Origin of the sequence: Halorubellus salinus, from assembly GCF_020567525.1 — an archaeon.
Taxonomy (GTDB): Archaea; Halobacteriota; Halobacteria; order Halobacteriales; family Natrialbaceae; genus Halorubellus; species Halorubellus salinus.
Window position 1 is genome coordinate 16,301 of record NZ_JAJCVI010000007.1, and the last position, 21,276, is coordinate 37,576.

The window sequence follows — 21,276 nt, forward strand, 5'->3', positions numbered from 1 at the left end:
CCTCGATACTCATTACAGACATTTGCTATGGTGAACCCACTATCACATCACATCACCTTAGTATAGGGGGCCAGAATTGCACCTGCCTATGTTCTCATGAATATATAAACATCTTCGAGGAGATACGATAGGGAAGATGAGCGGTCTAGAGACTTTCTCTCCTTATACACCGATGATATTCCGGTAGCCTCAGCACATGCTTCTATTACGCTTCAATTACAGGCTGGTGATCAATTCGTGCGATATCTTCAGCATCTCTGAAACAATCCCGGACTTTAGGAAAGCCGAAGAGATTAATCAAAAGGGAGACAAGCTCTTGTACATCTCCTCCCGATTGCATTCTACGCAACAAAAGAGCGGTATATAGTCCCGTATGGTAAAGAATCATATCCGCTGTGTGTAACGCTTCAGTCGTCGGCGGGGATGTACCCCGCAAGGTCCTTGTAGCGAGCGAAGGACATGGTGTCGCCGGTGGCCTCGGATTGCATCAACTCCCAGAATTCGGCTGCGTCGACGCCGCCACAGTAGTTGTGGGTGGCTTTCTCGAGACCCGTCGAATCCATCAGTACATCAAGCATCCCACCGAGGGCGATGCTCCAGCCGCGGCGTTCGGCGTGGTCGAGAACCGGGTGTGCGTCTTTGGCGACGGTTGAGTTCGGTGCACTCTGGCTGGGGTTGTCTTTCTTGTAGCCGCCGCCGTGTTTGGGGCAGGTGCCGAGGTAGTCGACGTGCCGTTCACTGGGGACCTCGCCGTTGAGGACCTTCTCCTGGCAGATCTCGAAGTCCTCTTGGAAGCGTCTATCCCATTCGTCGGTGGGGCGCCAGATATCGGTCCAGATGATAGGGTACTCCGACCGATTCGTGTCCTCGAAGTGGATGTACCAGACGATATGCATGGCGCTGAGCTTCTTGCGGAGGCCGGGGACGTCGCGCCAGTGGTCGGCCTCGGCGAGGGCGTTGTAGTCGACCATGCAGAGGACGAGGCGTTCTTTCGGGCGGAGGAGGTGGCCGTCACCGGTGGTGTTCAAGGGTGTGACCTTGAGTTCGATGCCGGCGTCGGGGAAGTCGGCTTGGGCGTCGTTGTTGATGTCGATGCCGTAGTAGCCTTTTTCGATGACGTTGGCGACGCCCATTTTCGAGCGGGCGCGGTCGTCGGTGGCTTGGCCGTGGATGGTGTCGTCGATACTGCCGATGGTTCGGCCGAGGAGGCCCTTTGAGGCGGATTCGATCTGGGGTTCGGTTGCTGCGGGGCCGATAGGGTCGTGTGTCATTTCGCGTGCTAGCGGCTAGAACCCTTGGCGGGGTTGAAAAGTGCACTGGCCGTGTTTGGCTTCGCGTCTGGTGATTTTGGCTGTGGATGGATATCGTGCTTGCAGCGATTGTTTTTCGGTGATGGAACGAATCTAACGGTAGTTTAAGTCTGCTAGTGTCCGTTGACGGGGATAAGGCACACTTCACCGTGCTCGCACGGGGAACGCCGATATAGTCTCCACCCAGTGGGGACTCGTCCGGCACCCTTCGACCCCTACTTAGCCATGTCTGCAACTCCACGACCCTCGAGACCCGAGAGTATCAACCCCGACCAACCCGACTACGACTCGACAGCTCCCAGCAAGGTGTTCCGGAAGGCAATCATCGAGAACCCCGCAATCTGCACGCGGTGTTTCGCCCGCCAACGCACCCTCTCACTCCAGGTCGTCCCGGTCGCGACCGTGGACGCGAACGGCGACCACCTCCGGATGACCCAGGTCGACGACGCCGACGCCGGCGACGAACACGTCGTCATGCAGGCGAGCGAGGCGACCGACACGCTGGAGCTGGCGTACCCGCCGCGGGTGTCGGCGGCTACCGCGTCACTAGAGGGCGTTGAGGTGCCGGTGTCCTGGAAGCGCGCCTGTCCTGAGCCGACATTGTTCTGCACGGAGTGCGGCGCCGTCGACGACGACGGCGACCGCGCCACGCTCTCGAAGCACGAACTCCTCGAGCACGCCAAAGCCGTCTCTCGCCGCCTCAAAGAACAGGACGTGCGCCACGACCCGGGGCTGCTGTTCGCGGTCACGAAGATGCTGAAGTCCAAACCCGTAGTGCAGGCGAAGACCGAGCACATCCTCAGTCACGCCGTCCGGGCGAGCGTCGAGAAGCGACGGTACGGCCGCAGTCGGCAGATGCGGGTCGACGACGACGCGAACGAGATCGCGGTCGCGGACGCCAGCGACGTCGCCTGGATGACCGGGCACTAACCGAGAAGACGTTATTCATGATTCACTCGATTACTCCTGAGCGGCAGGTATCGCATTCGAACAAGAGCGGCGTGGAGGCTGGTGCGTGATGAGTACTCGCACGCAACTCCGCAAACTGGAAGCTGCAAGTCTCGGTGCGAGCGCGTTTCTTGCGGTCGCGACGTATCTCACGGTAAGCACGGGACAGGCGGTCGAAGCGAACCCGTTTGTAGTGGCGGTAATTGGCGAGGTCCCGTGGTTCGGATTAGCAGGCGTGAAAATACTTTCAGTCGTGGGGGGCTTCGCAGTGTTTCGGCGCGTAGAACGGATGGATCTGGAAAACAGTAACCCGTCTCAAATTGCCATCAGTGGGGCTGTTTCCACGACAGTAATTCTATTCGCGAATGTTATCAACGATGCTATTATTCTTTCAAAAACTGTTCCGGAAACGTTCCTATTATTCGACGTGGCGGCGCTTTCTGTCGGTGGTGTCTGTTTGATCCTTGCGCGGTTCGGACTTACGGGACTACATCACCGAGTATATCTTAAACGATTGTTCAGCAAACGCCGAAAGGTCGTTTCAGCGTCTATGACGCTGCTTTTGGCCGTCTCTATGATTTCGGGCGCTATCGTTTTAGACGCGTCGGCAAACAATTCGACCACTGAACGCGACGGCACCCTGTCGGTGGCAGGTTTCCCGGATGAGGGTAACTGGTCAGGTAATATTTCTCCCCTTTCGGAAAGTGTAGATAAACACGGTATGGTTAGTGTGGACGGTGTACCTTACCGGGTGGGTGGACAATTAGGAGGTGGCGATTCTAACACGATAAAGAAATACAATAAAAGTAGTGACACTTGGGTTTCTCTTACAAACATCCCGAAGTCAGTACAAGCGGCTGCTGTGGTTTCTCACGGGGGGAATATTTACACGTTCTCTGGACAGGTAGGTGGAAGTGAATCCAGCACTGCGTACAAATATAATGTGGAAAACGATTCGTGGACGACTATTAGCAATTACCCAATTAGTGTAATAAACCTGAATGGTGCCGTGGTGAATGATAGTATATATCTGTCGGGCGGATACGATATCGGCGGAGGTTCCGCAGTAAATAACGTTTACAAGTATGATATTGAAAATGACACATACAGTCAGGTGTCTGGTCTACCAAGCTCAACACAGGGACACGCGTCGGCGTCGGTGAACGGGAACGTTTTCGCAATCTCGGGTATAAATGCCGGGGGAACGGTATATAAATACGCTCCCGAGACTGATACTTGGACCACTGTCAACAGTTACCCCGCTGGCGGGAACGAACCCGCTGCGGTTGGTGTCCAAGGGAAAATTTACATAACGGGCGGCGAAGACAATCCTTCGACTTACAAGTATTCCCCGGCGAACGATACGTATTCCCAGCTTTCGGATATGTCCCAAAGCCGGTTCCGTCACGCAGCGACCGAAGCAAACGGGTATATGTACGTCTCGGGGGACGATGGCGCTTCTAACTCAGTCGAAGTCTATAATATCGCCGGAGTTACCGGCGGTCAAAGCGACGCCACTGTTTCCGGCGTCGTCCGCGACCAAAACGGCGATCCGGTGAGTAATGCGACGGTGGTGTCTGTCGGGTTCGACGCAAAGAACTTCACCGGCAGCAAGCGAGAGATCCAGCAGGAGATCGCGAGCATTCGCGAGCAGTTGAACGATGTCACGCCCGCGAATTGGACGCAGCAGGTCGAGGGCGACTTCTCGATAACCGGGTCCGATGGCGTCCTCCAGTCGAACGCGGAGGGTGTGGCTGTGCACACGCTTGGTGCGTGGCAGGATGCGGACCTGTCGACGCCCGGCACGAACTTCGAGCCTGGGGAGCCGCTCGTGTTCTCGATTTGGGCTGACGAGTGTGGCGGGTTCACTGGCGCCCTCTATCAGGACAACTACGACAGCGACCTCTCCGGGGTCTGCATCCAGGATTCGACCGACGTGGTCGTCGAACGCATCTCGATGGAAGGCTCCATCCAGGACCGCTCGGTTCAGAGTACGGCGACGTTCCAGCAGGCCATCGGGACGAACGAACACGAAGTCGCCATCCGGACGAGTGGTCTCAGCACGGGCTTCTATCGCGTCTACCCCTAAAGGAACCGCGCACGCGTCGTACCTCATCACAGTTGGCGACGCCGACCAGATTATCTCCGGGTGGAAGCAACGGCTCAAGAACCGCGAGAATCAGCTGACGAAGCGTTCGCAGCGCCTCGAGGAGCTCTCAAACGCGGGGAAGATAGAGACCGTCCGAACCACGACGGGGCCGGATGGCCGCGTGAACTTATCGTTCGCGAGCAATGTCGCTGGTGTGAAGCTCATCGCGTACAAGACCCCGCCGAGTCTGGGGCCGAACGCGACCGAGGCGGACCTCCGCGAGTACTACGAGGAGTTCGACGTCCCCGACACCGTTGAGCGCGCTGCGCAGGCGAACATCAGCACGTACGCGGGCGCTGTCTACCTCGCCGACCCACAGCGGTCGCCATACATCAAGCCGGGCGAGACGAACGAGACAACCATCGGCGTGTACAAGGCGGATTACTCGAACTTCGTGAACCTGAACGCGACCGAGAAGTTCGCGGACTGGTTCGAGGACTACGTCGCCGGCCGGTCGTTCAGTTTCGCCGGCCACAACTACTCGCTGAGCAACGTCACCGACCTCCTCGATGCCCGCGAGAAGTTCGCGGGGATGGTCGAGGCGTCGCCGAACGCGACTGAGCGGTTCTGCACGCAGCATGGCCAGTGGTGCGGCGACGCGAACGAGAGCCTCACCTTCGAGGAGATCGACGCGGAGAACATCACGAAGCCGGAGGCGAAGCGTCTCATCCGGCAGGTCGGCTCGCTCAGCGCGGTGCTCCGGAACACGCCCGCGACGCTCAGCGCCGATGAGGTCACCACGGAGATCTCCGAGCGCGCGAGGGTGCTGACTGACGACTTCCGGTTGCCAGCGCCACCGGGGTCGCTGGATGCGGTGAACGCCACCATCATCTACGGGGATGGCACCCGCGAGCAGATACCGAGCGAGTATCTCCAACTGGAGTCGCTGGAACCGAACGGCCCGCTGACGGTGCTGCACGTCTCGAAGTACCCACTCACCGGCACGGACACCGGGTCTGACAGTGGAACGGACGATGGGGGCCGAGAGATTCGACGCGTTGCCATCTCACTCAACAGTGCCGAAGTCTCGGACGTCGCGTCGAATGTGGACGCTGAGACCGCCCAAATCCGCAAGAACCTCTCGCTGCCAGCCGTCCCGGACTCGCTGAATGACGTGACAGCCATCGTTGAGTTCGATGACGGCACCACCAGCACGCTCGGCACTGACGCCCTATCGCTGGCGCGGTCGCGCCTCAACGGCCCACGGAACGTGCTCCGTATCAACTACTCGGTGCCGAGCGGGCAGACCGTCACGGGCGTGAATGCCACGCTCGCCGCCAGCACGGGCGAGGCCGTGAACACATCGTTCGAGGCGACGCGCTTCCTCGACCGCTCGATTCCGTTCGATGCACCCGGGCCGCTGGACTTCGCGGACTTCAACGAATCGGATGTTGAGGTCATCATGCACTCCCAGAGCGGCACCACCACCTCGCTCGACAGCGATTACTGGCGGGTCGAGCAGCCCACGCTCGGCGTTGGGAACCCCGCGGTCGTCATCGAGGACTACCCGCTCGACGCTGACGTCGCGGTCAAGCAGGTGGAGGTCATCGTCGCCGGGGAAGCAGGTCTCGGGCGCGTGACGTCCCGGATCAAGAATCCGGGGTTCACGGGGACGCTCCCCGAGGTGGAGAGCGTCGACGTCAGCACGCTCTACCCCGGCCCGGACTCGCGAGTCACGGTCGACATCACGCCGAAGGACACCGCGGAGTTCGGGAACCTGGCGAACGCCACGGTCCGGGCGCCCGATGGCAGTCGCGTCCCTGCCTCGGTGAGTGGCGGGACGGTTGCGTTCACGACCGAGGGCGCGGGTTCGTATCGCGTGGAGGTGCGGTACACGAATCCGTCGGGGAAGGTGTTCGCGAGCGTCTTCGAGGTCGACGCCGCCTCGAAGTCCATCGACGGCCCCGCAACCCTCATCGCACGCCCCGGAACGAACAGTCTGTACGCGCTCGCGGGTGACAGCCTCGAAGGCGGGTCGTTCACGAAGGAGGGCGTGAACGGGCTCGTGGCTGCGGCGGTCATCAACGCGAGTGCGGACGCCCCGACGGAGCTCCAGATTCACGCGACGGACCTGGACGCGGCCGCCCGTGGCGACACCACGGTCCGGGTGGTCCGCGGTGAGGACGAGCAGAACGTCCGGTCGCACGTCGGGTTCACGCTGCACACGCAGGCGCTCCCCGAAGACGCACACGTGTACGTCGGCGAGTGTCCGGTCCCCAAGTCGGGGAACGCGTGTGGTGACTGGGGCGTCAACGGCACCACCAGCACCATCGAGGGCGTGACCACCGCGAGCGGCGACCGCGAGATCACGGTCGTTCGCGACCCAGGCTGGAGTGAGGAGATCCGGTGGGAGTTCCGCCAGCTCTCGCACGCCCTGGACTTCGACGTGCCGCTCCTACTGGTCTCGCCGGGCGGCCTCGTCGCGGTCGGCCTGTTCGTCCGGCGGCGCCGCGACATCGACCTCGCCCGCGACTGACCGCGTTCCACCAACTCAACTCCCAGACTGATTCATCATGAGTTACATCACCCGATTCCAGCAGGCGGCACCGGCCTCGAAAGCACTCGTCCTCGCGCTCCTCTGCATCTTCGGCCCCGTAGTTGGTGCCACGGGCGTCGCGACAGCCGCCACCGGCGCTCCAATCACCGACTCGACGACCGGGAGCATCCAGCAGTACGACGGCCAGCCGTCGTACATCGTCCACGTCGAGAGCGACTCGACACTCGATGAAATGCGCGAGTGGGCGAACGCCACCGACGGCCGTGACATCGAGCAGTACCAGAACGCCTCGAACAGCGTGCTCGTCTCCGGCCCCGTCAGCGAGGTCCGCAACCTGAACGGGTTCGCCGGCCTCATGCAGGCGTTCGGAAGCGCGCAGCTTCTCGAACAGATGGACGGCGTGGAGTACGTGGCGGCGAACGTCATCCTCACCACGCCCGACCGACCGAGCGGGCTGACCCAAACAGAGTGGACGAGCCCGGTGTCCTCGTGGAACCTGTTCTACAAGGACCACAGCACGGCAGCTGACGGCATCGCCTTCTTCGATGACAGCCCGCGCGGGACGCCCGCGGACGTCCGCCGGTATCTGAACGCGCTCGACGCGAGCACGACCGGCGAAGGCGTCGTCGGCGCGGTCGCGGACACGGGCTGCTACGGCTCACAGCCGACCGGCGAGGTGTTCGGGAACGGCTCCGAAGGCTCGGACGTCCGGATTTCGAACGCGTCGAAGAGCTTCGTCGAACCGGGGAACCCGACGGTGAACGAGTCGGGGTACTCGGCGGTCGTCGACGAGAACGGGCACGGGTCGTGGGCGAGCGGCATCATCTTCGCGAACACGACCACCAATGGCACGAGCACCGACGAGATGGACGGCTTCATGCCCCAAGGGACGCTCCTCTGCCTCCAGGTCCTCGACGACGAGGGCGCCGGCTCGACCGCCGACATCGCGCAGGCCATCCGGTACGCGGCCGACCAGGACGCCGACTTCCTCTCGCTGAGCCTCGGGTCGCCGGTGTGGAACGAGGAGCTGTCGAACGCCGTCGCGTACGCGCACGACAACGGCACGATGGTGTTTGTCGCCACCGGGAACTCCGCGGCGCGTGGGCGGTCGCCGGGGATTGCGACGCCGGCTGACGTCGACCACGCCATCGCTGTCGGCGCCACGAACGCCCGCCCGGCAGCGAACGCGTCGCGGGCGTACTTCAGTCAGTACGGCTCCGACCGCGGCTCGATGGACTTCTCGACGGGCGAGACGCGCGGCGAGAGCGTGGACCTCGTCGCCCCCGGGTTCAACGTCAGTGCGGCGGTCCTGAACTCGAACGGCATCGTCGTGAACAAGACCCTCTCCGGGACGTCGATGAGCACGCCCGCTGTCGCCGGGGCGAGCGGGCTCGTCATCGCCGCCCACCCCGACTGGGGCCCCGAAAAGACCCTCAAGTGGCTCTCCCAGAGCGCTACCCGTGTGCCGAACGGGAGCGTTCACGAGGTCGGGCACGGCTACCCGAACGTCACCGCCGCCATCAACGAGCGACAGACGGCGGAGACGCAGTCGGAGGCGATGACGGCTGAGGCAGAGTTCCGCGAGAACCTCTTCGCGCTGTCGGAGTCCCTCCTCGGAGGCCTGTTCTAGCGATGCCAACGCGACGCGACGTCCTCAAGATGAGCGCGAGCGCGCTCGCAGCGACAAGTCTCGCCTCGTCGACGGCCGGCGCCGACGAGGACGAGGCGTTGTCGGCGGCGCCGTACTGGGAGGCGCGCCCGGACCACGTGACGCTCTCGTTCGACGAGCAAGTCTTGGAGCGGTACAAGCCGATGGTGGTGATCGACCACCTCCAGTACACGCCGAACGCGTTCTACGGGTGGATCGCCCGCAGCTCCCACCGCGACACCGCCATCGCAGTGTACTGGGCGGACTACGACCGCCAGGAGGGCCTCAGCCCGTTCGGGGGCGCGCTCTCGGACTCGCACCTCGGCGACCACGAACCCTGCATCGTCCAGTTCCACGAGGACACCGGCCAAGTGCTCGGTGTGACGTACTCGGCGTACCACTGGCTCGCCGGCCGCGCCCCAACGTACGGCATTCCGCTGTACGAGGAGACGCACCCGCAGTTCTACGTGGTCAAACCCTGGCATCAATACGCCATCACCGCCGAAGAAGGCGTCCTCGACGTCCCGGTCAAGAGCCTGCTGGCGTCGACGCCGGACTTTGAGACGCGGTACGACGAGTGGCTCATCGCGGACGAACTCGCGAACGCGCTGTTCGTGGGCGCGAACACGAACCCGTGGTCGCTCGCCACGCGCGAATCCTGGTGGAAGGACACCACGACGGCGCTCGGGCTCGGGTACTCGCGGTACGAGTCCATCGCGAAGTTCTACAAGCGCCTCTCGTCGATTCCGTTCACCGACTACGGCGGCGCCGAGGTCTCCGACGAGATCCCGGAGGTCGACGACTAATGCACGCCATCCAACCACGCTACGAGGCCGGCGTGATACCACCACCCGTCCCGCCGCCGCCTCCTGTCCCGCCACCCCCAGTTGTCGTCCCGTATCGCTCGCCAACCACCATTCGTTCTCAAGTAGTTCATGAAGCAGCAAGCACTTGCACTCGTGTTCGTCGCGTTGCTCGCCGCCGCCAGTCTGGCGCCGGCCGCAGCCGCGTCGAACCCCACGACAGTCGAATCGACCCAGACCATCGAGCCGTCCATGACGGCGGCGGACTTCGCGAACGCCTCGGAGTGGACCGACGGCACGAACGTCACCGGCTTCCAGGCGAACGCGTCGAAGGCGGCGTTCCTCAACCAGACGACCACCTCGAACAACCCCGCGGTCCGCGCAATCGACAACGAGACCGGGACCGTCATCGAGACCTGGGGGAACTCGAGTCTCACCGAGACCGCGTACGACACGACCGCCGACGAGTACGCGTACCGCGTGAACGTCACGCACGCCGACCTCGACGGCGTGGACATCCAGGCCGGCGAAACGAAGGAGGTCGTGTTCCGGTACGTCGACAACACGAGCGTCAGCGCGGAGAACGAGACGTACACGAAGGTCACCGTGGAGATCACGGCCGCGTCGACGTACGCGAACTATCGCGTCGACAATCACCTCATCTCGACGACGGACTTCGTGGAGTTCAAAACTGACGGGTTCACCATCATGAACCAGAGTTTCTTCCAGGACAAGATGACCCACTTCACCGCCGAGGACGTCTCGGTCAACGGAAGCGGGTCCACCGTCAGCGTCGACATGGCGAACTCGACCGCCAACGATCGCCTCGGCTCCAGTCTCGAAGACCTCACGGACTCGAACTGGGACAAGTCGACGCTCATCACGCTCAAGACCGACGACGGGAAGACCCTCGTCAAGGGCTACACCGAACTCCCTGACGACGTGAACGCGTCGACGGACACGTACGCGCTCATCGACGAATCCTCTGGCGACGTCGACATCCACCTCGGCGAAGACTTCGACGACACCAATTCGCTCACCGAGGTTCGCGTGCGGACGAACGTGGGTCTCGCCCCGCAGATGCAGCAGACGTTCGGGCTGTGGATGCAGAACTTCGAGTGGAGCCTCGACCACTTCAACCCGCTCACCGTCGCCCCGAGCCTCGAGTTCATCCAGAACCTCAACTTCGATCTCTCGGGCGTAACGGCGGTCGCGACGGTCATCCCGATGGCCGTCCGCCGCCGGAAGCTCGCCTAGCGATGGCGGGCCGGTCAGCGCTCGCGGCACTCAAGAGCATCCCGGGGAACGCGTGGGAGAACCTGAAGCAGCCCGGCGAGCTCATCGCGTCGATTCCTCGCGACCTGAAGGCGACGAAGGAGTTCCTGCTCGTCCTCCCGAAGGTTCTCGCTGGGAAGGTCGATGATTCCCTGCCGGACGTCGACGACCTCGGTCGCCGACGCAACTAACCCCGCAACTCAACGCTCCCGTTTCTTTGCCTGCACAGGCGTCCACCCAGCTCCTCCTGGAGTTGGGTGGCGGCGAGTTCGACTCCGCCGGCAGGCGCCACACACGGATTCGATTCACGGAGATCTTCGACCATGGCTACTGAAACCCAAGTTCAGAACGAGTCGTCTCGCTCCCCAATCAGCGGCGCCACGAACGCCGTCACGCGCCCCATCCCGGCCGTACTCCTCGCGAGCTTCATCGGCGCCTTCCTCTTCAGCGTGAAGGTCCAGGCTGGCATCACGAGCCTCTCGCCAACGGACCACCTCGCCATCATCACGAGCGATCCCGTCGGCACGCTGATGGTCACGGTGCTGGCGTGGTTCTTCGTCGGCATCCCCGCCGCCGGCGGCGTCTACCTCGCGCAGACGGGTAACTAACGCTCGGTTCCGGAGGACTGAATCATGATATGGACCCACCGACAGCGAGCCGTCGCACTCGCCCTGGCGTGCCTCGTGGTCGTGTCGAGCATCGCGCTCGCCGCGAGCCCCGCGCTCGCCCAGAGCAGTGACGACGGCGACGAAGCGAACGTCCTCGATTCGTGGCTCACCGACGAGGACGAAACAACCGAAGATGAGAACGGCTGGTTCGACCTCGAGGTCGACACCGAGGCCTGGCGCGCGAAGCTCAGCCACGCGTCGGCGGCCCTCGACGGCCAGCTCGACAGGATGCAGGCGAGCGTCGGCGGGCTCTTCGACGATGAACAACCGCGCGCGAACAACGACACGGTCGCCCAGACGGTGACGGAGATCAACTCGAACAGCGAGACGTACGTCGCCGAAATCAACCAGCGAACGTCCCCGAGTGAGGCGTTCGACACCCACAAGGTCATCGTGTCGCACGAGGGCTCGGAGAACGCGGTGTTCTACGTCGTCGGGAACGTCACCTCGACGGAGAACTCGACGACGCTGGCGTCGCTGACGGCGCTGAACGAGAGCGCGTACAACGCCACGTACTCGAACCGGAGCGTGGACGAGACGTGGGGCGTCGATGGGGACTTCGCGGAGGACCTCCCGACGATGACGGACGAGATAGCGAACCGCATCGCGAACAACGAGAGCCTCGGCCGGGACTACCAGGCGAAGCTCCTCGGGCGCTACTGCGGCACGACGAGCCTCACCGACCCGGGCGAGTGCGACGTCCGGTCGACGCTCTGGATGAACGAGAGCAAGCTCGACGTCACCGAGTGGACGCCCGACACCGAGGACGACGAGGAGGACGGCCTCCTGCCGTTCCTGTCGGTTTCCGCCGTGGAGGTGGTGTCGCGTGTCGCGTAAGCGTGGGCGTCGCGTGCGCGGCGAGGACGGCCGCTACTACGACAAGCAAGCGTGCCGGGACGCCGGGAAGAAAGCCCACGAGAACCGCATCCAGACCGCACTCCGGCGCGCGGGCTGGAAGCTCCGCGGGCTCGCCGCCAAGCTCGCAGTCTGGCGGAGGTGGCAATAGATGGGGCGACTCAGTGACGCCGCGACGACCGTGCTCGGACTGCCGCGGCGCATCGGTCGCGACCTCGTCCAGATGAAGGACGGCCTTCGAGAGTTCATCGGCGAGGGCGTTCTCGTCGGGAAGCTCGCGGACCTCCTGTACTCGACGACGCTCGGTGCGGCCATCGACGCACTCGGCGCCGAGGACCCCGATGACCAGATAACGGGCTCCGTCATCATGATCTCGTGGAGCATCGGCACCTCGATATTCACGGGCGGATTCACGCTCCTGTTCGTCCTCGTCTGGGGGTTCTTCCTCGCGATGGGCGTGTTCCGGTACTCGGATGACGGCGAGCGCGCCTGGGACAACCACGCGCCCGACATCGACGTCGACATCCCTGGGACTGGCCTGCGGTCGAAGCCCAAGCAGTACACGACGCGGTCGCGGCGCGGAGGTGAGGACTGATGGCGCGGAAACCACGGCACGGCCGCGAGCGCGTGGACGACGCGGTCGACACCGTCACGAATATCAACGCACGGTCCATCGTCGGGAAACTCGAGTACCTGGCGGTGTACGTACTCGGGACGGCGGCGTTCATCGCCATCGCGGTGCTACTGGCGTACACGGCAACGAGCGGGGGCCCGCTCATCGCGGCCGCTGCGGGTATCGTCCTGTTCGTATGGGCGGCGTCTACGCTCCGCCCGCACCTGAACTCGGTAGAGAACTTCGCGGCGTGGCTCTGGAGCGCGGAGTCCGCGGACTGGCTCCACGACACATGGTGTCGAATCGCCCCGTGGCACGACGACCGCGGACGCACGACCGCCCGACGGGTACTCGCGCTCGCGATGACCGTCTGTGTCCTGGGGAGCGCACTCGCGGTCGCGATGCCAGCAGGTGCGACCCCGGGCTCGCAGTCGTCGTCGACGACAGCCGCGTGCAGCGAAGAGGTCGTGCACGACTGGCCGTTGACGAACGCGACCGCTGAGACGTTCAACAACTCCTCGTCGGTGTCGCAGGTGAAGGCGAACACGAAGATACGTATCGAGCACACGGACTCGTTCTACCGAGTCAGGGCGCAGAACCCGAACTCGTACTGCGTGCACTTCACGGTCCGCATCCACGCGGACATCATCCCACCCACGGAACTCGGGAGCCTGAAGTCTGTGAACGGGACGACGACGGGGGAGTGGCACGACATCACCGAGTTCGACTCCCAGCGGACGTACACGGAGATCGAGTTCACGCTGTCGGGTGGGGAGTCGGCGATGTTCGCCCCGTCGGAGCCGGCGGTGTTGATTCCGGCGTGGCGCGACCAGCAGAAACGCGAGGCCGAAGGCCTCCTCGCTCGGGTGACGTCGACGTTGGACTTCGAGAGTCCGTTCGACGATGACACCGAGGACCTGAAGGCGAAGACGTATCGGTTCTCGAAGCCGAACGGCTCTGACTACCTCACCGTCCGCCTCGACAACCGCACCACGAACCAGAGCATCGACGAGTGGTACGCGCTCTCCCGGCCGGCCGGAAGTGAGGCTCCGTGGGACCCGATCACGCAGGAGTCCGACGCGGGCGTGTTCTATCGGACGGTCGACGGTGGGTCGAAGCTCCAGTTCGTGTTCAACAACCCGAACGCGACGGTGAAGTTCGTCGCCAACCCCGAGGCCGGCGACAAGCTCGACTACGACGTCGAATCACTCCAACGGTCGCTGTACGAACTCAAGGAGTCGCTCTCGCTTCCGTTCATCCTCGGATTCGCGCCGATACTTCAGGAGCACCTACTGTCACTGACCGGGCTCGCGGTCGCTGGCGCAACGCGGAGGTATCACCCATGAAGATACTCCAAGGATTCCTCACGACCATCGCGGTTCTCGTCATCGGTGTATCGCTGCTGAATGAAGGCGGGGCGTACCTCGCCGGCCTCATCGCACTGCTCTTGATTGTGGTGGCGTTCGGGCTGCCGTTCGCGAAGCAGTACGTGCTCGCGGCGAGCCGGGGGCGGTGGAGTGGCGAGAGCAACCCAGACCGGCGCGAGGTGCATGACGAATGATGGATGCGCTCATGCCGTTCCTCGTCATCGCGGGCGGGCTCGGCGTCGGCTACGTCGTGTACCTCCGATGGACGCGCCACGTCACCATCTTCGGGGCGTCCTTCCGCGCGTTCGTCGCGTTCTTCTGGGTGCTCGCCTCCATCGCTACCGTCGTCCAGGGCTTCCTCTATGCCGGGTTCGCGATGATAGTCCTCTTCTTCTCGGTGTTCCTCTCGAATGCCGACCGCGCGCACCGAGCCGCGACCAAGCAGGACGGCACCCGCAAACGTATCGCGGACCTCCTGAACCCTAATTCTGGCCGATGACTCCCCTTACTCGCGTTATAACACGAACCGCGGGGAGAACACGATGACCGGCGACTACGGTGAAGCGAGCTTCACGCCCATCCGGAACGGCGGGCAACTGTACGTGCCGACGGCGATCGCGCAGAACCCACGGCTCGGGTTCGACCCGGGCGACGACGTCCGCTTCCGCGTCTTGGACTGCGGTGTCCTCATCGCGTGGCGGGCCGGTGACCTCCCTTCGGACGAACTGGTCGTGCCGCCACCCGACCCCGCTCGACTCCCGTGGCCGCTCTCCTCGACGGGCACCACCTACCACGAGCTCACCGACGAGCGCGACGACACGCACGCCGAACCAGACGCGGACACCACTTCGACAAACGCACCGACTCCCGACTAACCCACACTCACATCATGTATCAATCGACGGCACCCGATAGCGAACAGCAACGGAGCGAGATCGAGCTGCTCCGGCGGCGACTCATGAACGTCCTGCCGGACATCGACAACCAACCCCTCTGGCTGGGGGTCTCGAAGTGGCTGCAAGCCACCGCCGACACCAGCCATCAGGGCTCGCTCGAGAGCCAGGTCCGTGGCGAACTCGCGGACTTGAAGAGCGACCCCGACCACAAGATGTTCCCGCACGTCGGCGTCGACCAGCCCGAGGACGCGTTCCCGGACCGGTGTGAGGGCTGCGAGCACTACGGCAAGCACTGCCCGATACTCGCCGACCGCATCGGCGGCCAGCATCTCAAACGCGCGTACGACGTCTCGACGAGCGACGACGAACTCGCGAGTAACCTCTTCGAGATCGCGAGCCAGTACGGCTGCGGCGTCATCAAGGAAATCGTCTCCGAGCGCCGTGGCGGTATCGAAGCCCAGAAACGCACCGGGCACGAGCTGTATCAGCGCGCCATCGTCCACGTCAAAGGCGACTGGGACGCCGAAGACGTCGACCTCGACGGCGAAATCCCCAGGCTTGACGACGCATCCGACGAGGCCGTGACCGACACGGATGGCGAGGGCGGGACTCCGTCCGCTCCGGGGGCGTCTGGCGGCGGTGGGATGCAGGGGCGTGCGATGCGGACTGAGCCGCCCGAGGAGGTCCGTGGGACGGTCGAGCGCGTGAGTGCGGCCGTGGACACGCGGAACCAAGCGGACGATGAGGGGGAGGCCGACTGATGGCGAGTGGTGGCTTCCTCGGGCCGCTCGCGCAGATGGGTCTCGTCGGACTTGTCGTCATCCTCGTCCTCGTCTTGCTGTTCATCGTCGGGTCGAAGTGGCTCTCGAAGCAGTTCAGCGACGAGGACCGCGCCGACACCGAGGACCGGATGCGCGAGGAATCCAAGTCCGGGTCGACGAGCGAGCGCGTCGCCCTCCGTGATAAACCGAAGCGGTGGCCGGTCACGACGAAGCTCTTCTGGGCCGCCGTCGTCGGGTTCTTCGCCATCGGCGCCTACGGCGCGTACGTCTACGCGCAGTCTGGCAGCCCGTCTTCCATCGCGTACGCGACCGAGCTCACGGCCGGCGCGTACGCAGTCGTACTCATCGGGATGGGCGTCTGGATCACGCGCAAGCAGGACGCGAAGTCGGGCGAACTCACGGTGATCTACGAGCAGGAGAACGCGAACCATCAGGACTCGTATCACTACGAGGTCGACCGTCTCCAGAAACACACCTACGAGGAGGCCGGCGAGGAACGCACCGCACTCCTCCTCCCACTGTTGTCGGAGCAGCGGCTGTTCGGGTTGTTCTGGAAGCGGTTGCTCTCGGCGGACCAGAACGAACTCCGTGACCGCGACCACCGCCGCCCCGAAGACCGCGCTCTCGCTCGCGTCGAGGTCGACGACGAGAGCGTCACCTGGGACCAAGATGCGAGCGAACTCACGGTGCGCGCCCGGTCGCGGGATACGGTGGACAACCCGAACAAGCACTGGGACTACGAGTTCCAACCATCGAAGCGTCGGAGTGAGGCGGAGGTCTCCCAGCTCCAACAGGACAAGGAGGAACTTCGCCAGATGGTGCTCGACCTGCGGCGGCGTATCGGTATCCTCAGCGAGAACATGGCGACGCTCGAGACGGAACTGGAGAACGCGGATCACTTCGGGAGCAAGCGCCTCCAGGCCCAGTTCGAGCGCGCGATGGAACTCACGATGGGTCTCGACCGCGGGCAGATGGAGATGCTCCAACTCGACCCGAACGACGTGCCCGGGGAACAGTCCTCTGGGTTCGCGCCGCATCCCGGCGCCGGCCGACAGAACGGCGCTGGCGGCAGCGACGAATCATCCGCCGACTAACCCGATTACTCATGCACTCGATGATGGATGCAGATACTCGAGCCCATAGTCTCGCGCTCGTGCTCCTCGCGGTCGCCTTGGCCGCGTCGGTGCCGATTGGCGCGGCTGCCGGGCCACACGACACCGGGCCGCTCGACGGCCCACAGCACAGCCTCACCCCGAACAACACCACGACCACCACGACCACTGCGCCAGCGGGGCCGAACAACTCGACGACCGGCACACCCTCGGGGCCGCCGTCGATGGCCTCACAAGCCCGCATCACGCCGTCGATTCCGAATGAGGACTACGTCGGCGTCTCCGTCGTCGAATCTGACGCGGTCTACAACACGACCGGCGGGTTCGTCACGTTCACCGTCTCGGAGCCGGTCGCGGCCGCTCGCGTCCAACAGCGGGGCGCGAGCGTCGACGTGCTCGCCGAAGGGCATATGCTCCGCGTCCAGTACGCGGACGACGCCTCCCAACCCGGGAGTGCGACCCTGTTCACGACCGAGCTGTTCTTCGAGGACAACTCCACGAAGGCGGTCAAGCTCTACGCGCGGAACACGGGCGTGTCGGCGTCGACGGCTATCAATCCGGAGTGGCAGGCGCTCATCAAGCACGTCCGCGAGAACGCCGACGACTCCGGGTACAACGCGACGCCCGGCGGCGGCCTCGAGTACGTTGAGCAGGTCGAGGATCGCGCCGACCTGTTCAGTGGCCTCCTCACCGAGGACTTCAAACGGTACCCGGTGCTGTGGCTGGCGAACTTCACGAACATCCCGATGGTGCTCACCTTCCTCGCGTTGCTGATGGCGACCGCGTATCTGTGGAAACGGAAGTTCGGGTGGATTCTCTCCCGACAGCAGGTGTCGGCGTCAATCTCGGCGATCATGCGCGCCAGGGGCTGCCAGGAGTACGAGGAGAGCCGACAGGCCGCCGCGCAACACCCGCTCGCCGAGGTGGAGGGTATCGGGACGAATGCGGCGCGGTACTGGAACTCGGAGATGGGCGTGGAGACCATCGACGACATGGTCGAGATCGCGTGCAAGGGCATCGTCGCGACCGACGACACCGGCCGTGTGGAGACCGACGAGCACGGCAACGACGTCCTCCTCACCCACGGCGTCGACGACCTCACGAAGGTCGACCCCGTGACCGAGCGCAAGTTGCGTGAGGAGACGTGGTTGAAGCCGATTCTCGTGCAGAACCGGATGCGTGCGGAGACGGCGCTCGCGAACATCGAGACGGCACTCCAAGTTGCGGAGAAGCAGTACCGTCGGGGGAATCAGGTTCGGGAGACGCGGATGCAGGTCCAGGACCTCCTCGGCCAGCTGCGTGATATCGAGACGGGCGAGCAGACCGCCGCCATCGCCGCCGGCTCACAGAGCCGCCGCGTCCCCATGGGAGGTGACGACTGATGGAGCTCGATCCACGCGAGATCGCTAAGCGGGAACGGACTCGCGAAAATGACTCTTCGGGTGATATCCGGCTTGTCCTCTGGTGGATGCTTCGCGGCGTAGTTGTCGTGATAGGGCTGTTCTACGTTGCCGTCACGAAGAACGTCACGATGGGCCTGGGGGCGACGGCATTTGTGCTGGCGGCGTCGTTCGTGGTGCCGCGTCTCCCGCGGCTCGTGCGGCTCGCAGCGGGGAAGGCGGTGGGGGACCCGCGGCAGTTCCCGAGTCGGCTCCTCCGCGTCGGGGCGTTCCTGTTCATCCTCCTCGTGGTCGTGGCCGTCTCGTTCGTGCTAAGTCAGTCCACGAACGGCGGCGGCGACGGTGGGACGAGTTCGTACTGGCTGTTCAACCTCGTCTCGACGGTCGTGGAAAACCCAGTCGTCATCATCGGTGCGGCGCTCTTCCTGTACTATCGGGCGTTCGGGCTGCGGCGGTCGTGGGCGGCGCGGCAAGCTGCGGACACGACGGGGTGGCTCGTCGAGAGCGTCAAGCAGCTGAGCGACGAGGTCCGCTCGATGACCGGGTCGTCGTTCGTCATCGTCTCCAGCGACGACACCCAACGCGACATCGAGCACGCGGTCGACGAGGGGCTGGACGCGAGCGTCAGCGGGGCGTCGCATGACCGGGAGCGTCCGGACTTCTACGCGAGCCTCAGCGAGGTCGTCGACGTCGACGACGAACAATGGCTCACGCACGAAGACGTGACGGATGGTGCGACGGACGCCCAACGGCTCGCGACCGCGCTCGCCACCACCACGGAGTTCATGCCGACCAAATCCACGGCGGTCGCCCGCAGCGAGACGTCGGAGAGTGAACGAGCCGGCCTCGGGGCCGCCTTCGACACGGACCCGGAGCCGGAACCACTGTTCGACGACGACCACGCAGACGGCGACGACGACGATATTCCGACCGCGTCCGCTGCGGACGACGTCCCGTGGGGCGTGGCCGTGAAGGAAGAACTGCACTCGCTGTGGCTGTCGCTGTCGGCGTCGGTGAGCAAGGGCCGCATCTACTGGGAACTCGGCCTCCCGTACCTCGTGGCGGCGTGGCTCCAGCTCGTCGCCGCCGGCTTCTGGGTCCAACCCGCCGTCTACCTCGTCGTCCTCGGCGGGACGAGCCCGCTCGCCGCACTCGGCGCGTTCTGGCTGCGGAAGCGCATCCAGGACCGCCGCATCAGCAAGCACCGAACGTCGAGTTCGGGGTCGTTCTGGACTGACGCCGGCGCCCGCGTGAAGGTCGTCGACGCACCAGACGTGACGGCGTACGTCGGCCAGACCGCGGGCGGGCGGACGTACGCGAGTTACGACCGCCGGGAGTTCGTCTCGGAGTTCAGTCAGCGTCTCTGGGAGATGACGCGCGAAGACGAATCCATCAGCCCCTCGCTGCTCGAGCAGTACGCGCGGAACCTCAAGCAGATGAAACCCAACCTCCACGGCCACCTCCAGAACACCGAACTCGTAGCGATCCGCGGCGATGTCGCCGACGCCGTCGACGGCGCGCAAGACGAGGTCCTCACGAAGTCGCGGCTCGCGTACGACGTCATCGAGCCCGACCAGCATCGCCTGAGTTACGACCTCGGCCACGACCCGAAGCTGGTCGCGGAGGTCTACCGGCAGAAGGTCGAGGAGAGCCATGAGCTCGCGGAGGTCGAGAGTACGCGGGAGACGCCGGACGGGACTGAGGTCGAGTTGACGCTCGTGTATCCGACGACGAAGACGCGGCTCCCGGATATGACGGAGTTGCACTCGCGGTTCAGCAGGCGGTTCATGGGCGTCGCCGGCGAGCCCATCTACGAGCTCCCGGCGGTCGACCCGCGCGAGGACCTCACCGGGCACGCCGTCCCGGTCGGCACGCAAACGACGATTCAGAGTTCCGGGGCGCTACCACCAGCTGGTGATTGATATATACAGGTGAGATACTGCTCGCTCCTGTTTCGGAGATACTTTTATAAACTCGCTGAGATTACTGGAACTATGGCATTAGATGACTTTATCGCCAAGATACTGGTTTATGGAGTGCCAATCCTCGGTCTCGTAGCGATCTTAGCTGGTATTATTGTCTTTATTGCTGCACCTGAGATGGGTCAGGAGGGACGGATTTCAATGATTACGTGGGGTGTTGGTTTTCTGCTGGTACTCCAAGGATTGACCTCAATATTCGTCGGCATTAACTCCCTATCCGAGTGATTGATACGCACGGACGATGTCACGCTCGATGCATTCTTTTTGGGATGAAACCATCGAGCAGGATTGAGAGATACATGGGACTCACGAATCGCTCAGTACAGGCTGGACTGGTAGTCGCTAACCCGGCGGTTCAACAGTAAATACAATGTCATCTCGGTGAATAATGACATGGAGTGGTTCACTGACTTGCTCCCACTCTAACTGATTAGAGGGCTGGTTGTCAATATCTACAGATACGGTAACTACATGACCGTTCTGTCGGGGGATGTCGTCACTCACAACTACTTGATCTCCACCAGAAACAGTCGCAATCTCTGAATTAAGGATTGGTTCGTCCCGATCAGCGTTAGTTACAGTTACCATTACCCGTGTCTCGACATCAAGCGCACTGTGGAGAACGAGTCCAGTGGAATCCGATTTTGGAGAGGAGCCACAGCCCGCTGTTGCCGTTGTAATGATGATTCCACCAATGCGGAGTGCGTCACGGCGAGATAGAGTGGAGAGAACATCCATACAGGGTATTAATGCGATGATAAAATAAGCCTTCTTCTTGTTGATGTCTGACCAATTCGCATCCCTACTGAACAGGTGATTCAGAGTGTTGTCTGTGAATACAACCGGTTCATTGTGCTGAACTCATCCTCTGTATGCAGCACCACTTTCGTATCAGATGATGAGTTCAATAGAGCCGACTGAATTGAATCGCAGTTTCTGTTCTTGGATCCGGCGTTGAAAAGTCAAATTCG

Annotated in this window: 22 protein-coding genes; 20 read left to right on the plus strand and 2 right to left on the minus strand. The window is 63.2% G+C overall.

The genetic code is table 11. The features are described from left to right. Window positions 1-407: 407 nt before the first annotated feature. A complete protein-coding gene (locus LI336_RS18115) occupies window positions 408-1,271 on the minus strand; it encodes a MutH/Sau3AI family endonuclease (RefSeq protein WP_227134576.1) in 864 nt (287 codons plus the stop codon). Between the two features lie 345 nt (window positions 1,272-1,616). On the opposite strand from LI336_RS18115, the gene LI336_RS18120 reads away from it, so the two are divergent. The 20 genes from LI336_RS18120 to LI336_RS18215 all read left to right on the plus strand — a co-directional run bounded on the left by LI336_RS18120 (window position 1,617) and on the right by LI336_RS18215 (window position 20,530). Next, a complete protein-coding gene (locus tag LI336_RS18120; protein ID WP_227134577.1) occupies window positions 1,617-2,240 on the plus strand; it encodes a hypothetical protein in 624 nt (207 codons plus the stop codon). A gap of 88 nt (window positions 2,241-2,328) precedes the next feature. Continuing rightward, window positions 2,329-4,347 (plus strand): Kelch repeat-containing protein, encoded by a 2,019-nt coding sequence (locus LI336_RS18125; RefSeq protein ID WP_227134578.1) that lies wholly within the window; start codon window positions 2,329-2,331, stop codon window positions 4,345-4,347. Beyond that, window positions 4,310-6,883, plus strand: coding sequence for a hypothetical protein (locus tag LI336_RS18130; protein ID WP_227134579.1), 2,574 nt, complete (start codon window positions 4,310-4,312; stop codon window positions 6,881-6,883). The genes LI336_RS18125 and LI336_RS18130 overlap by 38 nt, the downstream gene beginning before the upstream one ends. Before the next feature lie 37 nt (window positions 6,884-6,920). Then, complete coding sequence (locus LI336_RS18135; protein ID WP_227134580.1) at window positions 6,921-8,534, plus strand: S8 family peptidase; 1,614 nt, start codon at window positions 6,921-6,923, stop codon at window positions 8,532-8,534. A gap of 2 nt (window positions 8,535-8,536) precedes the next feature. After that, the gene (locus LI336_RS18140) at window positions 8,537-9,358 is read left to right on the plus strand and encodes a hypothetical protein (protein ID WP_227134581.1); all 822 of its coding nucleotides are present in this window, start codon (window positions 8,537-8,539) and stop codon (window positions 9,356-9,358) included. A 129-nt stretch (window positions 9,359-9,487) separates the two neighbouring features. Continuing rightward, window positions 9,488-10,612, plus strand: coding sequence for a hypothetical protein (locus LI336_RS18145; RefSeq protein WP_227134582.1), 1,125 nt, complete (start codon window positions 9,488-9,490; stop codon window positions 10,610-10,612). A gap of 2 nt (window positions 10,613-10,614) precedes the next feature. Next, window positions 10,615-10,821 carry a hypothetical protein gene (locus LI336_RS18150; protein WP_227134583.1) on the plus strand — a complete coding sequence of 69 codons (207 nt, stop codon included), beginning with the start codon at window positions 10,615-10,617 and terminating at the stop codon, window positions 10,819-10,821. Between the two features lie 132 nt (window positions 10,822-10,953). Beyond that, on the plus strand, window positions 10,954-11,238 hold the full coding sequence (locus LI336_RS18155; RefSeq protein WP_227134584.1) for a hypothetical protein: 285 nt from the start codon (window positions 10,954-10,956) through the stop codon (window positions 11,236-11,238). A 24-nt stretch (window positions 11,239-11,262) separates the two neighbouring features. Beyond that, window positions 11,263-12,135 carry a hypothetical protein gene (locus LI336_RS18160; protein ID WP_227134585.1) on the plus strand — a complete coding sequence of 291 codons (873 nt, stop codon included), beginning with the start codon at window positions 11,263-11,265 and terminating at the stop codon, window positions 12,133-12,135. After that, a complete protein-coding gene (locus tag LI336_RS18165) occupies window positions 12,125-12,304 on the plus strand; it encodes a hypothetical protein (protein WP_227134586.1) in 180 nt (59 codons plus the stop codon). The genes LI336_RS18160 and LI336_RS18165 overlap by 11 nt, the downstream gene beginning before the upstream one ends. After that, window positions 12,305-12,748 carry a hypothetical protein gene (locus LI336_RS18170; RefSeq protein WP_227134587.1) on the plus strand — a complete coding sequence of 148 codons (444 nt, stop codon included), beginning with the start codon at window positions 12,305-12,307 and terminating at the stop codon, window positions 12,746-12,748. Further along, window positions 12,748-14,112, plus strand: coding sequence for a hypothetical protein (locus LI336_RS18175; protein WP_227134588.1), 1,365 nt, complete (start codon window positions 12,748-12,750; stop codon window positions 14,110-14,112). The genes LI336_RS18170 and LI336_RS18175 overlap by 1 nt, the downstream gene beginning before the upstream one ends. After that, window positions 14,109-14,327, plus strand: a complete 219-nt coding sequence (locus tag LI336_RS18180) for a hypothetical protein (RefSeq protein WP_227134589.1) — start codon at window positions 14,109-14,111, stop codon at window positions 14,325-14,327. Before LI336_RS18175 ends, LI336_RS18180 begins: the two co-directional genes overlap by 4 nt. Then, entirely contained in the window at window positions 14,324-14,632 is a 309-nt protein-coding gene (locus tag LI336_RS18185; RefSeq protein WP_227134590.1) for a hypothetical protein, read from the plus strand. The genes LI336_RS18180 and LI336_RS18185 overlap by 4 nt, the downstream gene beginning before the upstream one ends. Window positions 14,633-14,675: 43 nt before the next feature. Beyond that, window positions 14,676-15,008 (plus strand): hypothetical protein, encoded by a 333-nt coding sequence (locus tag LI336_RS18190; RefSeq protein ID WP_227134591.1) that lies wholly within the window; start codon window positions 14,676-14,678, stop codon window positions 15,006-15,008. A 14-nt stretch (window positions 15,009-15,022) separates the two neighbouring features. After that, the gene (locus tag LI336_RS18195; RefSeq protein WP_227134592.1) at window positions 15,023-15,790 is read left to right on the plus strand and encodes a hypothetical protein; all 768 of its coding nucleotides are present in this window, start codon (window positions 15,023-15,025) and stop codon (window positions 15,788-15,790) included. Continuing rightward, a complete protein-coding gene (locus LI336_RS18200) occupies window positions 15,790-16,905 on the plus strand; it encodes a hypothetical protein (protein ID WP_227134593.1) in 1,116 nt (371 codons plus the stop codon). Before LI336_RS18195 ends, LI336_RS18200 begins: the two co-directional genes overlap by 1 nt. Window positions 16,906-16,925: 20 nt before the next feature. Beyond that, window positions 16,926-18,305 (plus strand): hypothetical protein, encoded by a 1,380-nt coding sequence (locus tag LI336_RS18205; protein ID WP_227134594.1) that lies wholly within the window; start codon window positions 16,926-16,928, stop codon window positions 18,303-18,305. Window positions 18,306-18,412: 107 nt separating this feature from the next. Then, the gene (locus tag LI336_RS18210; RefSeq protein ID WP_227134595.1) at window positions 18,413-20,245 is read left to right on the plus strand and encodes a hypothetical protein; all 1,833 of its coding nucleotides are present in this window, start codon (window positions 18,413-18,415) and stop codon (window positions 20,243-20,245) included. Window positions 20,246-20,317: 72 nt separating this feature from the next. Further along, window positions 20,318-20,530: a hypothetical protein gene (locus LI336_RS18215; RefSeq protein ID WP_227134596.1), complete on the plus strand. Its 213-nt coding sequence runs from the start codon at window positions 20,318-20,320 to the stop codon at window positions 20,528-20,530. Between the two features lie 117 nt (window positions 20,531-20,647). Here LI336_RS18215 and LI336_RS18220 read toward each other — a convergent pair whose 3' ends face one another. Continuing rightward, a complete protein-coding gene (locus LI336_RS18220; RefSeq protein ID WP_227134597.1) occupies window positions 20,648-21,043 on the minus strand; it encodes a hypothetical protein in 396 nt (131 codons plus the stop codon). Between the last annotated feature and the right edge of the window lie 233 nt (window positions 21,044-21,276).

Coding starts and splice junctions, on each gene's coding strand:
- LI336_RS18215 (WP_227134596.1), top strand. CDS start 20,318: ATGGCATTAGATGACTTTATCGCCAAGATACTGGTTTATGGAGTGCCA.
- LI336_RS18160 (WP_227134585.1), top strand. CDS start 11,263: ATGATATGGACCCACCGACAGCGAGCCGTCGCACTCGCCCTGGCGTGC.
- LI336_RS18195 (WP_227134592.1), top strand. CDS start 15,023: ATGTATCAATCGACGGCACCCGATAGCGAACAGCAACGGAGCGAGATC.
- LI336_RS18190 (WP_227134591.1), top strand. CDS start 14,676: ATGACCGGCGACTACGGTGAAGCGAGCTTCACGCCCATCCGGAACGGC.
- LI336_RS18125 (WP_227134578.1), top strand. CDS start 2,329: ATGAGTACTCGCACGCAACTCCGCAAACTGGAAGCTGCAAGTCTCGGT.
- LI336_RS18135 (WP_227134580.1), top strand. CDS start 6,921: ATGAGTTACATCACCCGATTCCAGCAGGCGGCACCGGCCTCGAAAGCA.
- LI336_RS18155 (WP_227134584.1), top strand. CDS start 10,954: ATGGCTACTGAAACCCAAGTTCAGAACGAGTCGTCTCGCTCCCCAATC.
- LI336_RS18185 (WP_227134590.1), top strand. CDS start 14,324: ATGATGGATGCGCTCATGCCGTTCCTCGTCATCGCGGGCGGGCTCGGC.
- LI336_RS18205 (WP_227134594.1), top strand. CDS start 16,926: ATGATGGATGCAGATACTCGAGCCCATAGTCTCGCGCTCGTGCTCCTC.
- LI336_RS18145 (WP_227134582.1), top strand. CDS start 9,488: ATGAAGCAGCAAGCACTTGCACTCGTGTTCGTCGCGTTGCTCGCCGCC.
- LI336_RS18140 (WP_227134581.1), top strand. CDS start 8,537: ATGCCAACGCGACGCGACGTCCTCAAGATGAGCGCGAGCGCGCTCGCA.
- LI336_RS18220 (WP_227134597.1), bottom strand. CDS start 21,043: ATGGATGTTCTCTCCACTCTATCTCGCCGTGACGCACTCCGCATTGGT.
- LI336_RS18200 (WP_227134593.1), top strand. CDS start 15,790: ATGGCGAGTGGTGGCTTCCTCGGGCCGCTCGCGCAGATGGGTCTCGTC.
- LI336_RS18150 (WP_227134583.1), top strand. CDS start 10,615: ATGGCGGGCCGGTCAGCGCTCGCGGCACTCAAGAGCATCCCGGGGAAC.
- LI336_RS18175 (WP_227134588.1), top strand. CDS start 12,748: ATGGCGCGGAAACCACGGCACGGCCGCGAGCGCGTGGACGACGCGGTC.
- LI336_RS18115 (WP_227134576.1), bottom strand. CDS start 1,271: ATGACACACGACCCTATCGGCCCCGCAGCAACCGAACCCCAGATCGAA.
- LI336_RS18170 (WP_227134587.1), top strand. CDS start 12,305: ATGGGGCGACTCAGTGACGCCGCGACGACCGTGCTCGGACTGCCGCGG.
- LI336_RS18180 (WP_227134589.1), top strand. CDS start 14,109: ATGAAGATACTCCAAGGATTCCTCACGACCATCGCGGTTCTCGTCATC.